General features: G+C 40.3%; 11 protein-coding genes. 5 read left to right on the plus strand and 6 right to left on the minus strand.

All coding sequences use genetic code 11. The annotated features are described in order from the left end of the window. Positions 1–25: 25 nt before the first annotated feature. From AC0VYT_RS06705 to AC0VYT_RS06715, 3 genes are read left to right on the plus strand one after another with little or no spacing between them, the layout of a single operon-like run. Positions 26–1,351, plus strand: a complete 1,326-nt coding sequence (locus AC0VYT_RS06705) for a TolC family protein (RefSeq protein ID WP_005014309.1) — start codon at positions 26–28, stop codon at positions 1,349–1,351. Beyond that, positions 1,352–2,590, plus strand: coding sequence for an efflux RND transporter periplasmic adaptor subunit (locus AC0VYT_RS06710; protein ID WP_005014307.1), 1,239 nt, complete (start codon positions 1,352–1,354; stop codon positions 2,588–2,590). Next, a complete protein-coding gene (locus tag AC0VYT_RS06715) occupies positions 2,580–5,717 on the plus strand; it encodes an efflux RND transporter permease subunit (RefSeq protein WP_005014306.1) in 3,138 nt (1,045 codons plus the stop codon). The genes AC0VYT_RS06710 and AC0VYT_RS06715 overlap by 11 nt, the downstream gene beginning before the upstream one ends. 336 nt (positions 5,718–6,053) lie before the next feature. Here the strand turns inward: AC0VYT_RS06715 and AC0VYT_RS06720 are convergent, their stop codons facing one another. Further along, positions 6,054–9,533, minus strand: a complete 3,480-nt coding sequence (locus AC0VYT_RS06720; protein WP_005014304.1) for an indolepyruvate ferredoxin oxidoreductase family protein — start codon at positions 9,531–9,533, stop codon at positions 6,054–6,056. A 201-nt stretch (positions 9,534–9,734) separates the two neighbouring features. Between AC0VYT_RS06720 and AC0VYT_RS06725 the strand changes: the two genes are divergently transcribed. Beyond that, positions 9,735–10,673, plus strand: a complete 939-nt coding sequence (locus AC0VYT_RS06725) for a LysR family transcriptional regulator (protein WP_005014301.1) — start codon at positions 9,735–9,737, stop codon at positions 10,671–10,673. 183 nt (positions 10,674–10,856) lie between these two features. Here the strand turns inward: AC0VYT_RS06725 and AC0VYT_RS06730 are convergent, their stop codons facing one another. Together AC0VYT_RS06730 and AC0VYT_RS06735 are read right to left on the minus strand one after the other, a co-directional pair. After that, on the minus strand, positions 10,857–11,192 hold the full coding sequence (locus tag AC0VYT_RS06730) for a hypothetical protein (protein WP_005014282.1): 336 nt from the start codon (positions 11,190–11,192) through the stop codon (positions 10,857–10,859). Between the two features lie 11 nt (positions 11,193–11,203). Further along, complete coding sequence (locus AC0VYT_RS06735) at positions 11,204–12,424, minus strand: phage/plasmid replication protein, II/X family (RefSeq protein ID WP_005014279.1); 1,221 nt, start codon at positions 12,422–12,424, stop codon at positions 11,204–11,206. A gap of 119 nt (positions 12,425–12,543) precedes the next feature. Between AC0VYT_RS06735 and AC0VYT_RS06740 the strand changes: the two genes are divergently transcribed. Further along, entirely contained in the window at positions 12,544–12,744 is a 201-nt protein-coding gene (locus AC0VYT_RS06740) for a hypothetical protein (RefSeq protein ID WP_005014276.1), read from the plus strand. Between the two features lie 1,372 nt (positions 12,745–14,116). Here AC0VYT_RS06740 and AC0VYT_RS06745 read toward each other — a convergent pair. Genes AC0VYT_RS06745 through AC0VYT_RS06755 form a run of 3 tightly spaced genes read right to left on the minus strand, consistent with a single transcriptional unit; the run spans position 14,117 to position 16,943 of the window. Next, positions 14,117–15,394: a zonular occludens toxin domain-containing protein gene (locus tag AC0VYT_RS06745; RefSeq protein WP_005014295.1), complete on the minus strand. Its 1,278-nt coding sequence runs from the start codon at positions 15,392–15,394 to the stop codon at positions 14,117–14,119. After that, positions 15,394–15,675 (minus strand): DUF2523 family protein, encoded by a 282-nt coding sequence (locus AC0VYT_RS06750; RefSeq protein ID WP_005014293.1) that lies wholly within the window; start codon positions 15,673–15,675, stop codon positions 15,394–15,396. Before AC0VYT_RS06750 ends, AC0VYT_RS06745 begins: the two co-directional genes overlap by 1 nt. After that, positions 15,675–16,943, minus strand: coding sequence for a virulence factor TspB C-terminal domain-related protein (locus AC0VYT_RS06755; protein ID WP_005014291.1), 1,269 nt, complete (start codon positions 16,941–16,943; stop codon positions 15,675–15,677). The genes AC0VYT_RS06750 and AC0VYT_RS06755 overlap by 1 nt, the downstream gene beginning before the upstream one ends. Positions 16,944–17,044: the final 101 nt, after the last annotated feature.

The following is a 17,044-nucleotide window of genomic DNA, read 5'->3' on the forward strand; positions in this document are numbered from 1 at the left end:
TAAATTTAATTAAGTGGGAAAAATCATGTCTTTACAGTCAAGGACGTTATTACGTCATGCTCTGATGGCCTGTCTATTTACAGTTGTTGTGCCATCATATAGTTATGCTGAAAATATTAGCAATTTTGAATCTGCGTATGCCAAAGTACAGAGATATCATGTACAAGCTGAAGTAGCTCGGCATTATGCACAAATTTCTGATTTAAATATTCGCCAAAGCCAATTATGGCAAAATCCGAGCCTAACGGTTGAACAGTCAGGATTCGGTTCAGATCAGGAGCAGGAATTCAGCCTCGGTATTCGCCAGCCCTTAGATATTTTTGGTCAGCGCAAGCTTAGCCAGGCCATAGCCAATACATCAGGTCAGCAGTTGCAATTGCAACAACAGTTATGGAATGCGCAAAGCCAATTAATTGTCAGATATGCATGGTCACAGTTAACAATTGCAGAAACGGAACGTACTGTGTATGCATCGCAGCTTAGAGTAAGTAAAGCTAATTTAGAGAGTGCCCAGAAGCGCTATCAGGCAGGAAGCATTGCTCTGGTTGATTATGAGCGGGCTCAGATTGAAGCGTTAGAAATGGAACGGCTTTATCAGCAGACTGTATTAAATCAGCAGTCGGCAGGGCGTCAACTCTCAAATTTATGGGGTGAAACCCATGCACAAATTGATTTAACTAAAACTTCTATTCCTTGGCCAGATCAGAGTAATCAGACAGTACAGCATTATATTTCTGAAGGATGGCTAGAAAAACTTTATGCTTTAAATATCCGGCAGTCCAATTACCGGATTGAACGTTTAAAAGTTCAAGCTCGCCCACAACCCGCCTTAAATGTAGGGATGAACCGTACAAGGTCTCCTGATGAAAATAATGAGACGGCGTTAACACTGGGGGTCGATCTTCCCCTTAATCTTTTCGACCGTCAGCAATATGCCATCCCTATTGCGCAACAGCAGCAGATCTTGCTGAATCAACAGCAGCAGCGTGAACTAAAACAGCAAATACTTGATATTGCAAATAGCATGCATCAACTCAAGGCTTTACGGAATCAATATGAACTGATCACAAGTCAAATTGACTTGGCTGAAAAAGTCCAGAGCAGGACCTTACAGGGCTTTAAGGCAGGTAAATTGTCAATTACAGATGTCCAGCAGGCGACTTCACAGCTGCACAGTCTACGTTTGGCAATGTTACAGACATTACGGCAAGCCTGGCAAAGCGCACTTGGTGCTGAAGCTCTAAGTATTGGAACAAGCTATGAAGAAATCAGCCGTTCTGATGCTTACATACAACTAAATCAAAATGCGACTGAAACATTACAGAATTTAATTAATGAGGGGACACGATAAATGAACTTGAAACAATATGGAAAATTATCCCAGCCTCTCATGATTGCAATTCTGATTGCACTAACCGTACTGGTCAGCCTGATCATCTGGTTAAATAAGCAGGAAACGAGAACTGCTGAACATGGACATGAGAATGAACATACCGGAGACGTCAAGGATGAGGCTCATGCGACAGAAGAGCATGTTAAGGAAAAGGAAGGCGAGATAAAACTGACAGCCCGTCAAATGGCTGAACAGGGTCTAAAAGTCGCCATAGTAACTACAGGCCCAGTGGAAGAGGTTACTCTGTTGCCAGGTAAACTGGTCGTAAATACTGACCAGCAAGCCCATGTATCGCCGAGTTTCAGTGGTCATGTTGAGCAAGTAAAGGTGTCTTTAGGGCAAAGTGTTCAAAAAGGACAAACTCTAGCCGTGCTTTTGGTTCCTGAACTGATTGATCAGCAGGCAAATTTACGTATGGCACAGGCAAATCTTCAGCTTGCCAAACAAGACTATCAACGTGAACAGCAACTCTGGACACAGGGTATTTCAGCCAAACAGGATTATCAGCGTGCTGAAAATGCGTACCGTCAGGCACAGCTTGCTGTACAAGCCTCACAGGCACGCTTAAACGCTTTGGGGGCAAGTAGTAATACTCATGGGCGTTTTGTTATTCGGGCACCGATTTCTGGTGTCATCAGTCAGAAAGATATTGTAGTAGGTGAAAATGTCCAGTTAGCTGATCAAATTTTTGTCATTGAACAGCTCAATAATTTATGGCTTGAGTTTACTTTACCCGCTCAATACGCAGGACCCATACAAGCCGGACAGAAAGTTTTATTTAAACTAATGGGTACAGAGCAGACCTACACCGCACGAATACAAAGTTTAACCTCGCAGGCAGACAGTCAGACAGGGCGGCTAATAGTCCGTGCCAAGCTTGATACGCAGTCTGCCAGTTTACGTCCTAATGTATTAGTAAGTGTTTTGATGGCCAAGCCTGCTGCTAAAACGTCTCTTCGGGTAAAAAAAGCAGCCGTACAACGTATTGAAGGTGAAGATACCGTTTTTATTTTGCAGTCTGAAGAAAAAGGACAGGTTCATCTAAAGGCTCAACAGGTGAAATTGGGCCAAGCCTCAGGTGACGGGGAGTGGCTTGAGGTAATTTCCGGGCTTGCTAACGGCGAGAAGTATATTAGTGAAGGTAGTTTTCTGCTGAAGTCTGAACTGGAAAAAGATGAGGCCGGTCATGAACACTAACTCTGAACTGCCAAGAGCAGAAGGCCTGTTTGAACGTATTATCCAGTTCTCTATTCAACATGCTATATGGGTCATGCTGTTTGCCTGTATCTGGATTGCGGTTGGAATTTACAGTTATCAAAAGTTACCTATTGATGCAGTACCAGATATTACGAACACCCAAGTACAGATTAATACCCAGGCAAATGGGTTTACTGCACTTGAAGTAGAACAACGTATTACTTATCCCATTGAAAATGCAATGGCCGGAATTCCTGACCTTGAATTAACCCGTTCTATTTCCCGCTATGGACTGTCTCAAGTTACCATTGTATTTGAAGATGGTACCGATATTTATTGGGCACGTCAGCAGATTAACCAGCGAATACAAGAGATTCAGGCAGAGTTACCGGCACAAACCAGTCCAATCATGTCACCTGTTTCTACAGGGCTTGGAGAAATTTATCAGTGGGTACTAAGAGCAGGGCCAAAGGCGAAAAAATCTGATGGAACTGCTTATACCGCTATGGATTTACGTGAAATTCAGGATTGGGTAGTTCGGCCTCAGCTGCAGCGTGTACAAGGTGTGGCTGAAGTAAACAGTATTGGCGGTTTTGAAAAAAACTATGTGGTATCACCTGACTTCAACTACATGCAACAGCTTAATATCTCTTTAGAACAGCTACAGCAGGCTCTAAACCAAAATAATGAAAATAGAGGAGCAGGATATATTGAAGATAATGGACAGCAACTTACAGTCCGTATTCCTGGCACACTCAACAACATTTCAGATATTGAGAATACTTTAGTCACCAGTTCCAGTGGTCGTGCCATTCGGGTCAGTGACATTGCGCAAGTTTCCATAGGACATGATCTAAGAACAGGCGGTGCAACCTATAATGGTGAAGAAACTGTTCTGGGAATTGCCATGATGGCAATGGGAGAAAATAGCCGGACTGTTTCTAAAGCGGTAGATGCCAAAATCCGGAATATTCAAAACAGTTTACCCAAGGGAGTATTTATAGAAACGGTCTATGACCGTACGTCTCTGGTTGAAAAAGCAATTAAAACTGTACAGAAAAATCTGGTTGAGGGAGCGGTACTTGTTATCGTTATACTATTCTTATTTTTGGGAAACATACGGGCAGCTCTGATTACCGCCTGCGTTATTCCGCTCTCCATGCTATTTACCTTAACAGGAATGGCACAAAAAAATATTAGTGCTAATTTGATGAGTCTGGGGGCACTAGATTTTGGAATTATTGTTGATGGTGCAGTGGTAATTGTTGAAAACTGTATACGCCGTCTGGCCCATGCACAGCATTTACTTAAACGTCCATTAACGCAAAGCGAGCGATTTAAAGAGGTATTTTTAGCTGCTCGACAGGCACGACGTCCCCTGATTTTCGGGCAGCTTATTATTTTAGTGGTGTATTTACCAATTTTTGCTTTAAGTGGTATAGAAGCGAAAATGTTTCATCCGATGGCTTTGACTGTAGTTCTGGCACTTATCGCTGCAATGATTCTGTCTATAACTTTTGTCCCTGCTGCAGTCGCTTTATGGGTTAAAGGAGATATTCGCGAAACTGAAAGTGGCTGGATGACTTCGCTCAAGAAATCTTATGAAAAGACTTTAAATGTTGCTTATGAATATAAAGCAGTAGTCTTAACATTTGCTATTTGTCTTCTGGTGGTTACAGGTGTTTTAACTACTAAACTTGGGAGTGAGTTTGCGCCACAGCTTGGTGAAGGTGATTTCGCCGTACAACAATTACGTTCTCCTAGTACAGGATTAGAAGAATCTTTACGTATGCAGGAAAACACAGAGAAGCTTTTATTAAAGAATTTCCCTGAAATTAAAACAGTATTTGCACGTACCGGCACCGCTGAAGTCGCAACAGATGTCATGCCACCTAATATTTCTGATGGCTATATCATGCTTAAACCACATGAAAAATGGCCTAACCCTAAAGAGAGCATTGATGAGCTCCGATCCCGGATGGAAAGTTACCTTGCAACAATTCCGGGGAATAACAGTGAATTTTCTCAACCGATTGAGCTGCGTTTTAATGAGTTAATTTCAGGGGTACGTAGCGATGTAGGAGTCAAGATTTTTGGTGATGATATGCAAGTTCTTAATGGCGAGGCTGCTAAAATTGCCAAAATTATTCAGCAGGTCACAGGAAGCAGTGCGGTAAAGGTTGAACAAACCTCAGGTTTGCCTTTACTCAATGTTGAGGTTGATAAGTTTTTAGCTTCGCAATATGGCTTAAGTGTTAAATCTATTCAAGATGTGGTAGCTACAGCCATTGGCGGACAGCAGGTTGGAGAAATTCTGGAAGGAGACCGCCGTTTTGATTTCGTTATTCGTTTAAGAGATCAGGACAGAAATGTGGCTGATGTGTCCCAATTGCCAATACGACTCCCAAATGGCGGCAGTATTATATTGTCTGATGTCGCAAAAGTTGCCAGTATTGAAGGTATCAATCAGGTAAGTCGTGAGAACGGTAAACGCCGTATGGTTATCACTGCCAACGTTGAAGGGCGAGACTTGGGCTCATTTATTAGTGACTTGCAGACACAGCTTAAAACCTATGATTTACCAAGTGGCTACTGGATAGAATATGGTGGCCAGTTTGAAAATCTGGCTTCAGCTAAAACCCGTATGCAAATTGTTATTCCATTGGCTCTAATTACGATTTTTATTTTATTGATGGCAGTTTTTCATAATATGAAAGACAGTCTTCTGGTATTTACAGGAGTTCCTTTTGCATTGACGGGAGGAGTTCTATTTCTCTGGCTGAGAGATATTCCATTATCCATGTCAGCAGGGATTGGATTTATTGCTTTATCTGGTGTGGCTGTACTGAATGGTCTGGTAATGCTGACGTTTATTAAAGAGTTACGCTTGAAGTACAACTTGCATGAAGCAGTATGGCAGGGGGCGATTTTACGATTGCGTCCTGTATTAATGACGGCTTGCGTGGCATCACTGGGCTTTGTTCCTATGGCGCTTGCTACAGGTACAGGTGCTGAAGTACAAAGGCCCCTTGCAACTGTAGTCATCGGTGGAATTATATCGTCTACCTTGCTCACACTTGTACTGTTGCCTATTCTCTATAGATGGGTGAATAGTCCTCAGAGGTAAAATGAGTCTTATGAAAGCCTTTGACTGTTCAAAGGCTTTCTTTTAAAGGTAATTTTATAGTAGAAAAATTTCAAAAGTGTAAATATATAATAAGTGACTTCAGGAGAAGTAGGTCTAAGCTTTAATTACTATTCAGAATAATAATCCTCAGAGAGTAGAACGAATTCACATGAAAAGACTTATATATAAAAAAATGCTGAATGGTGAAATAGGGGCTATGTATTAAATAAGCCATGAGATTTATTTCTGTATAGCTTAATTAAGTAGCTGGACAGGTACAGCAAGATTTAAGTCTGGGTTTAATCCTGTTTCAGCTACTATATACACTGATCCTGTTTATTGATCAGCTCTATGAAGACTTAATGAAAGCTCATCCCAACGTTGTATTGCTGTTTCCATTGCTTGCATTTTGACAGGGCCAAAACCCCGTACATCTGCAGGTAAATTAGCGATTTGCTGAGCAACAGATAAATCATAATTTTCAGGTGCAGAAGTAATGGATTTCACAAATGTGATATAACGATCACGCCAAGCCTGTTCTTTTTGTCGTTCTTGCTGTAACGCAAAGGGATCAAGGAACGTTTCCCGAAGCCACTGCAGTCGTCCAAGAATCATCATTGGAATGCGCATCCAATATCCGAAAGCACGTTTGCGTATAGTACCATGAGCCCCCAAAGCTGGAGGTGCTAAATGATAAGTTAAACGTAGACCTTGACCAAACTGCGCTTCAATAGACTGTTTAAAACTTTTTCCTGTGAGTAAGCGTGCAACTTCGTATTCATCTTTATATGCCATGACTCTATATAGCTGAGTCGCTATTGTTCCAGTCAGGTCTTCTGGTAAGACTTTGGCAGCCTGTTCCACAAGTGCCCGATACTGGGCTGCATAATCCTGATTCCAGTACTCGACAAGGCGAGAAGAGCGGTCTTCAACTAATTCAGCCAATGTAGCTGGTTTATTCGTTACTGTTATGGTTGCAATAATGCGTTTTGCTAAGTCAGGGTCACTCATCAGATGACAACCGATGCGGAAAGCTTCAAGATTTTTTTCAGCTGCAGTGGCATTAAGATAGATGGCCTTTTCAATACTTTCACGATTTAACGGGATCTGACCTGATTGCCAGGCCATTCCAAGTAGTATCTGATTTGCAAAGATTGCATCACCCAGCACTAGTGTAGCAATACGTGTTACGGGCAAAGATACGAGTTTTCCTTGTGTAGTGCGATTACGCAGCCGATTAATCAAGTCAGTAATAGGAGCATACCAGTCACGAGACTCAAGGAAATCATACGTAGGGGAACCATCTTCATTGACTATTACCATAGCCTCGGCCTTTAAGCGAGAAAGTGCTGCATTGCTACCTGCGACAATAGGATCTGCACCGATTAAAAGATCACATTGACTAGCAGGGATCTTGGTAGAAGAGATTTGATCATCTTCTGTAGCGAGCTGTACGTAAGAATAAACCGTACCACCTTTCTGAGCCAGTCCCGCCATATCCATAATACGTGCAGCTTTACCCTCCAAATGAGCAGCCATTCCAAGTAAAGCGCCTGCGGTAACCACACCTGTACCACCAACACCACCGACCATTATACGTACTGGTTGTTGATCGAGTTCAGGAAGAATTGGCTTCTCAGGCCAGCCAGCTTCTATACCTTTGAATATTTCCGGGCGTTTCATATCGCGAGTATGGACTGTCACAAAACTTGGACAGAAACCTTCTACACAGGAGAAGTCTTTATTACAGCTACTCTGATTGATTTGTCGTTTCGTTCCTAACGCTGTTTCAACGGGTTCAACAGATAAGCAGTTAGATTTTCTGGAACAGTCACCACAGCCTTCGCAAATATCAGTATTGATAAAGACTCGCTCTGCAATATCCGGATAAGCGTTGCGTTTACGGCGGCGGCGTTTTTCACTGGCACAAGTTTGAACATAAATTAGCGCCGTAACGCCTGAAATTTCACGTAATTTGCGTTGAACATCATCCAACTCATTTCTGTGGTAAATTTCTACGTGAGGCGCAATACCTTCTTCTGTATGAATCAGCTCAGGTTCATCTGTAACAATCACTTGTTTTTTGATTCCCTCAGCATCAAGTTGTCGTGTTAACTGCGCCACGCTAAGATGACCATCGACATGCTGCCCGCCAGTCATTGCTACTGCATCGTTATAGAGAATCTTGTAGGTAATATTGAGTTTTGCAGCAATAGCTTGACGTATTGCAAGATAACCTGAATGGAAATAAGTTCCATCTCCCAGATTAGCAAAAATATGCTTTTCGTTGGTGAAATGAGAGGCGCCAGCCCAACTCACACCTTCACCACCCATCTGCGAGAAGGTCTCTGTACCACGATCCAGTGAAACAGCAATAAAATGACAACCAATTCCCCCTAATGCACGGCTACCTTCTGGTAATGCGGTTGATGAATTATGAGGGCAGCCACTACAGAAGAAAGGTTTGCGTTCTGCAATATCAAGAACACGGCGTGATTCCTGTTCTGCTTTTTCTAACAGCTCAACTCTGTTTTGGATTTGTGTTTTTAAGGTTTCTGGAATCTCCAGTTTCAAGAATCGAGCTGCCAGCATTTTGGCAATAGGTTCAGTCTGAAATTCATAATGACCAATCAAAGGCGCTTCATTAATAGATGTACTCCATTCACCCTTTCCATCACAGGCTTTACCGATGACACGAGGGCGTTTGGCATCTGGAAGTGCATATAGCTCGTCTTTAATTTGTGCTTCCAGGATAGAGCGTTTTTCTTCTACAACGATAAGTTCCTCTAAACCTTCGGCAAATTCACGAAGACCTTGAGGCTCCAGGGGCCAAATCAGCGCAACTTGGTATACTCTCAGTCCGAGCTGTTGGGCTGTCTGACCTTCAATTCCTAGAATACGTAACGCTTCAATTGTATCTAAATAACCTTTACCACTTGCTACAATACCAATACGGGCATCAGGACAATGCCATGTCACCTGATTCAGTTCATTTTCACGCGCATAAGCCAACACAGCGGGTAAGCGATATTTATAAAGACGTTCTTCTTGCTGAATGCCGTGATCTGGCCAACGAATATTTACGCCATCTTCAGGCATTTGAACATTTTTGGGTAATACAGGAATGACCCGATCTAAATTAACATGAACAGAAGCAGAGGTTTCGACGATTTCACTGACTAATTTCATCGAAGTCCATACACCTGCAAAGCGTGACATTGCTACCGCATGAGCACCTAAATCAAGAATATGTTGTATTGAAGTAGGATAAAAAATTGGAATGCCACAACCAATCATGACATGTTCTGACTGGTGTGGAATACTAGAAGATTTACAAGAGTGATCATCTCCAAAGAAGGCAACCACGCCACCTTGCTCTGATGTTCCTGCAAGATTGGCATGACGGAGTACATCTCCAGAACGATCTACCCCAGGGCCTTTGCCATACCACCAGGCGGTTACCCCGTCATATTTACCTTGACCTGCGAGATTGGCTTGTTGCGTACCCCAAATTGCAGTAGCAGCTAGATCTTCATTTACACCAGGCTGAAAAACAACATGATGGTCTTTAAGTATATTTTCAGCCTGCCAGAGAAAATTGTCATAATTCCCTAAAGGGGAACCACGATAACCAGATATAAAACCAGCATTATGATAACCGTTTAAAGTATCCCGCCGTGTTTGCGCGAGTGGTAAACGCACCAATGCCTGAATACCTGTCATGTAAGCAGTACCGTTATCACTTAGATATTTGTCTTCAAGTGATACGTCCTTAGTTAAAATCTTATTTGGAGTAAATTTTGTAGATATATTCATTTTATGTCTCCTTAGAATCTTGTAGTTCAAGCTACTTTATGTTCAACATCCGGTTGAATATTTGGAGTAAATGACATACTTAAAAAAGGATTGATCAGTTCAATTAAAACAATGGAACTGATTAATGTATGTACATTAATGTCATTGTGGTTGATCCATACTGGTGCAACAATGCGTAATTAAGAAAAAGATATTTACGTTATGCGCAAAAATCTTGATGGTGGATTGCTACATGCAATGCATGCTTTTCTAAAAGTCATTGATAGTGGGAGTTTTACGGCTGCTGCAGAGCAGATGGAGCTTACAACAGCGCAAGTGTCCCGACTTATTAGCGAGTTAGAAGGGCGTTTAGGCACAAAATTACTACAGAGATCTACGAGGCAACACGCATTAACCGATATTGGTGCAAGTTATGCAGAACAGTGCCGGCAAGTACTTGCGATGGTAGAAGAAGCTGAAACTCAGGCAATGGGAATGGCAACCGAACCGCAGGGGAGGTTACGTGTTTTGAGCATGGGAAGCTTCGGACATCATTATATATCACCAGTAATGGCGGAGTTCTGTCAAAACCATCCAAAGCTTACGGTTGAGTACCGTACTTCACAGAATGTGCCAGACCTGTTAGGTAAAGGAATTGATGTAAGTTTATATCTTACGGAATCATTGACTGACTCAAGATTTGTTGCTCGTCAAATTGGGACAATATTTTCATTACTTTGTGCATCACCGGCCTATTTAAAAAAATACGGTGAACCAGAATCATTAGATGACCTGCAAAAGCATGCCTGCTTAAGATTGGTGAACCCATCTATTACACCGCAATGGCATCTCATCAGTAAAAATAGTTGTTCATACCAAGTCGATATTACAGGGCCATTAATTGCAGACACGCCAGAATTATTACTGGATATGGTACAGCAAGACATGGGTATTGCTTTGCTTCCAACTTTTACTGTTATCGAAGCTGTACGTACTGGACGATTATGTCGCGTTTTAGCAGACTGGAGATCACCTGATATTGGTGTTTATACCTTATTACCATCACGTCATTTTATTGATGCTAAAACAAGAGCATGGTTAAGGTGGGTCGATCAGCATATTTCGCCTAAGATTCAGAATGATACAGAATATTTTTTATAACTCTGATTCACTGTCAAAATTATTAAGATATAAAATCAGAAGGGTTCTGTGATAAACAATTTATAAAACAGTCAGCTATCTTTATAAATGTACGAAATACTATGGACCATGCTATAACATGTGCAGGCTACAGTCTCAGATATCCTATTTAACATAATATACATTATACGAAATGCTATATAGTTAAAGCTTTGTTTCTAATACCTTTTTTGAATCTATAAAATCCAAAGCCACTAACTGAGCCACTGGAACTTTACGACTAACATCAAGTCGGAAAATTAATTGAGCATCGGCAGGAAGTTTTTGTCCCTGATAATCATGATAAAACTGTGCACCTTTAATCTTGTACTCAGTAGACTTCATACCAATTGCTCCAGAAGCAATTTCTTCTTCTGTAAATGGCTGCAATACAGTTACCACCGTATTACTGAAATCAATATTTTTACCTTCAGAACTAAAGTTACCTTCGGATTTACGAATGCCTGTAACTGTTAAAACTGGTTGGTCAATTGCGCTCATGCTATATGCTCCTAAGCAATTAGATAATTAAACTTACTCTGTGGCTTTTCATACCAATCAGGCAGTTGTTGATTGAAGTCGATCTCAACGAGCTTCACGAACGGAATGATGTTTTTGGCCTTCTCATCATGAAGGTTCTGGAGATAAGCTTTTGAAAAGCCACACTCACATAAGTCGGCAACTAATTTATAAAATTGAGTTTTACCGTAAGTCGTTTTAATTTCTTCTAAACCTTTCTCTCGGATCAGACAGAAAGCAGCAAATAAATTGCGAATACGTGTTGGAGATGGTTTACCGTTTTTAGTTAAAACTACTTGAGAAGTTTCAATTGCACGATAAACACTAGAATCATCAGTTAATTTCATAGTTTGACCTCTCAGAGCATCAAAAATACTACTTGTGGCTTTTATCCAAAGTGTTTGCAAAAGATTAGGATTATCTCGCTCGAATTTAATTAATTCGATCAAGTTGGTAGGTATACCATTACGTTCTAACCAACGTTTCTTCATACGTGATTCAAAACGTAATAAACCGACAGTCCAATTGTATAAACGAATATCAGACATAACTTCTACGACTCGCATCGCTGCTTTATCGTTCTTTTTTGCAAGCTGTTTCTGATGCTCAAACTGGACAATATATTCATCATGCTTGAGATAGCATTTATGATTAATTAATCGCGAAGTCTCCCCGCCCCAGTAAGTTGTACTGTCATAACGTTTATTACTAATTCTTGTTTGGCCATTTGATACACGGCTCAAAAACTCAAGAACTTGCTTAGCAGTATGTTGATCTTTGACACGTGCTGAATAAGTAACATCTATGTATGAAACCCAAGCTTTAGATATATCTAACTTCTTACAAATTTCAGGATAAGCCATATGCAAATAGCCAAGCATTTCAGCAGCACCCTGCTCTAACGAAATGTCAGCGAATACATTATGTCCTTGGAGTAACTTCGCAGGACTGGCCTTAATCTGAACATAAGGAAAATATGCAGAGTCAAAAAAAACCTTACAAGCCATGCCTGTGTAATGTGTTGGCAATGACTCATAAGGATGAAATAAAGCTGAAGCATTGAGCGTACCATCTACATTCATATGTACTGAACGTGATGCAAGCGGAATATCCATACATAAAGGATCAAAATTAATAAATGCATAACGACCTTCCTGATCACATACAACGTATTGATCAGCGAATGGAATGTTTATGCAAATATGATCGTTCATTAAATGTGTCCACATGCATGCAGGAATGCAATAGGCGGAAATTAACACAAGTATGCATGCATATACAATACATGCATGCAAAAATACATGTATGATTTTCCACATTTAGGAAATTAGGTATGAAAACGATGGTTAAAAGCGTCAGGATAAATGATGAGGAACAAGAGCAATTAAGAAAAAAAGCTGTTGAATTAAATAAAGTCTTAATTCAAAAAGGTCAACAGCCACTTAGAGATAGTGAAATTGTTCATATTCTAATCGATGAAGGCCTAGAATTATTAGAAGTAGGCAGCAGTGGTAAAGTGAAAATCATCAAATAATTCCGGAATTCCGGACTAGAGTCCACCATTAGAAAACGTGGACTCCCCTCGACTGCTAATTTCGCATAATGCAGATTGATGTTAAATGCACTTCTCTGCTCTGCCTATCGTAGCAACATTGACAAAAAAAATGCTCACTGGAGATACCATTGAGCATTTTTATTTGTAGCAATGTGAAGTGCAAGTAACATAATCCTGCACACATTATGCGAAATCAGCCACAGTAAATTTGACTATTTTCACAAGCACTTTGTTGACATTGTTTGGTAGTCAAAGAGAGTAGAAACAAGAGAAAAAATAAAGGTAATATCCGTATAAATGCTTTAATAATAATGACCATCGATGTCTCCAGTAAGGGGGAAAACTTAAGTTATTTTGTGAGGCCGGTCATGCAAAATACAGTGCATAGGCGCAGCTTCTTATTTTTTACTTTCTAATCGTCTCACCGACTACTGCAATCGCATCTCACATTTTTACTTTCTAATCGTCTCACCGACTTATCTTAGTCTGGTTTCCCAAAAATGTCGCGCGGCCGGCTTTCCTGTTCCTCTCTCTTTGGTTTTTCAAAGCTGTGATTCTCACCTGTGACCCTCACAATAAAAAACGTTTAAAAGCAGGTCGTAGCAGCCTATGGACAGTCCTTCGGAACGGTTTTTCTGATCTGTGAACAAACCTGATGGATAAATCCGCATAACTGCTGTGGGAGTTATACGTTGATTTCTCCACAAGTTTGATTCACAGGAAAAACCTCTGCCCACAGTCTGCTTTACTCCCTTAATCATAGATTTTTTAAACTTAATTTTTATTTGTTTAGGTACATCAAAGACGGTTTCGAATTCACTGGTACGCTTTATCAAACGCCTGCATCTATCGGAATAATGCTGGGAAAGCCGGCCGCGCTAATTTCTGTGAGCCTTGCATCCTTTCACTAAGATCGGATTCGACTCAAAAAGAAAAAATGCTTATGCTCACTGGTAGATCGGATTCGACTCAAGAAGCAAAAAACACTCATCTGCTGTCTGATCTCATATCAAGAAGTGTGCTTCTCTAATATGAATTTTTCCATTAGTCGAACTGTCTAGACTACGCCTTTGCACACCCATCTTAAAATTAAAGTCATATATTAACTAAATGTGTGCAAATTCCCCTGAAGACAGTCCTTTAAATATCACGGTAGAACATCTTGAGGGATTTAGTAATCAGGGAAAAGTCATTTTTTAACAGTAATACAATATGATCCACCAACAGCCGGAGAACATTGTTGTACTTCTTCTTGTTCAGCATTACGTATAACAGCCACTATGATTAGGACTAATATAAATATAGCTAAACCCATATAAAGTTTAGTAATCCGGTTAAACATAAATAATGCCTAAATCTGCCTTGAAGTTAAATTATTGCTTTCAACTACAACATTATTAGCCTGCTGAGTTTGTTCCAGGTACTGCAAATATTTGTAATATTGCTCAGGTGTCATACGATGTTGACTATAAACAGCCTGATCATTAGAAACATTTTGAACATTATTAATATTGTTAGCAGAAACTGCATTAGCAGAAGTATTGCTGAAATAATTGAATGGTCTATCACCATCATCAATAAGGCGCTTGCAATCATCAGTAGAAACATCCAGACGAGTTCCTTGCTGTGAATAAGCAACATATTTATTTCCTGACTTGATGCATCCGGAAAATACTGGCTGAGCCGTAACTTGATAGTTTCCTTTGTACTGGACATCATACGGTCGGGAAGCATTATACTGAATAACAATTTCATCCATCGTATTGTTGTTTCTTGCCAACATTGCATCATTATTTCTCTTTAAATATTCAGGGTCTAAACCTTCACGACATTGCTCAGGTGTCCACTTAAACTGACTGACACACTGGTTAATTTTGTTCTGTAATTCTGCTGTTATTGATTCATCCTGCTGCACTGGTGTAGGTTGTGTAAAAGGATTAGTCGTTTGATTTTTCTTTTCAGATTTCTGCTCAGTTCCATTGGTAGCGTTAATTGCCATGCCATCAGATGAACCCTGATAAATAAAGTAACCACCCAACATGGCAACAATAGCAAGCGTAATTCCAGTAGAAACAACACCCTTATTTAAATAAGACTTTTCTGCATGTTTAGCATCTGTTTCAACTGATTTATAGTATTGATAAAGTTCTTCAGGATAAGCAAAAACGTAACTGTCAAAAGCAAATAATTTCTTTGTTTTTGTTATATTAATTTCAGCATCATTAAATTCCCAAACCTTAGCAGTTTTCTTTCCATTCCGTTCAATTTGAAAATGTTTGTCTACCAGACCCAAAACATCAGCATTTAAAAAACGTGCTTTCTGAGTAATAATCCATATCGCAATCCCACGTTTACGCATTGTTGTTAGATCAAGAATTTGTGTGTCACGTTTAGAATTATGGCGACTAAATAAAATCTTAAACTGCACCTCGTCGAATACAATTAATGAGTTATTTGGAATATCACGCCAGTCTTCTGGTGCTTCTTTAACACCCGTATGCTTTAAACCGGTTATGTCAGAGTAGTATGCTTCATAGAATCCTTTTTCAAATTCTTTAAACAACTGATCAACTGTCCAGAGCGTTTTCCCAGAACCTTTTTTTCCAGTAATTAAACGTAATTCACTCATTATGATTTCCTAATCAATGAAAGCTTCGCACTACCAGAAGTCAGTTTCCAAACAATGGCCCCAAATATCATTGATAGCGAAATATGAGCACCTGACAATGCAGCGAGGGCAAGCATGTCAGTGGAGAAACTAGAGCTTTGAGCAATAACTTTATTGATATATGTATTAACAATCGTAAGAGAAACAGCAGCAGTTCCAAGTCCAAGACCTGCACCCTTCAACGCAGATTGAACAGAACCTTTTAAAAGCCATTCACTAAATAAAGTTAGAAAACGCCACATTAGTCATCACCTCGTACAGAGACACCAGAAATAATCATCAGAGAAGCCAGTGCACCGGCTAAAAGTACAAATGGTCTAACTTCTGATGCCATCTGACACCAACTGGTCAAATCAGAATCAAGCTGAGATGTTTCACCATTAATTTGAAGGCTTGTTGATTGCGGAGTAAAAGGACAATAAGCGTTCCATTGAAGATAATTAGATTCAGGTATAGGGACTACAGTTTCTTCAATTTGAACCTTTGTATCTCGTTCAACAGGTTCCTCTGTTTTAACCCAATCTTTAACCTCAGCCCATGCACCAGAAATTGAGCTAGCCCACGAATCAGCTTTTTGATTTGTTGTATCCCACCAATTAGTCAGAGTGCGCGGAAAAGATATAACTGTTTGAGCAGCTTCGCAGACAGTCGGAGCCCAACCGCAGAACGCTGGAAATTCCAAAGAAATATCTGTGACATTGGGCTTTTCAGGATTTTGTGTTTGTTCGCCAGTAGCCGTGTTTTCCTCTTCGATTGCTTTTGATGCTTCTAGTTGCTGAATAATCGGAGCAGCTTTAGCACTGTCTTTTTCAGCATCATTAATAATCTCTTGTGCAGCAGACATAGTTGCTTGTTGCGCTGATACATCACCGCCGGCAGCATTAGAAATAACCTTCTGAGCTACAGTTTCTAGAGGAATGGATTTAGGATAGTCATCTTCAGCAGTTTCAGAATAATCAGGATTTAAAATAGGACTTGCAGAACCGACAGTACCGCCAAGCCCAGCACATTCAATCGTAGCTGTACCGCCAACATTCGGAATATGTACAGAACAGTCAGGATTTTCAAAACCCATATCTAAATAGAATTTATTTGCAGCGGCAGCAAGAGCGTTGGGACAATAATCCTTACCTTTATATTTGTATAAATACTGACACTGATCAGGTTCAGTTCTATATCTAATTTTATTATTTTCAGCATCTAAAACCCAGTCGACTGCACCCAAAAGCTGTTCTACAGCGACAGACAATGCATAACCTGCAACACCATTTCTTAAAACTTTTGCAACTTGAGAAGCATTGGGCGTTATTTTTGCAGTGCCTTTTGCTATTTTTGAAGCACCGTTTAAGATAATTTCTTTCGTACCATTCACAATTGCAGAAGCACCGGAAGCTACCGGAGAACCAAGCGACCAACCACCAAGACCAGCAGCATTAGCAGATACAATAATAAATGTTTGTGAAAAAACCAGAATGATACTTAACAAGAAAATATTAATGCGGTGAATCATAAAACCTCCCGCACTAATGAATGATTATGAAAAAACCTACAAGTGCGACGATGATATATAGCGTTGTCATTTAGAACCTCATGCACATTGCGTGCGTCGGT

Source organism: Acinetobacter sp. QJM3NY_42 (assembly GCF_056173745.1).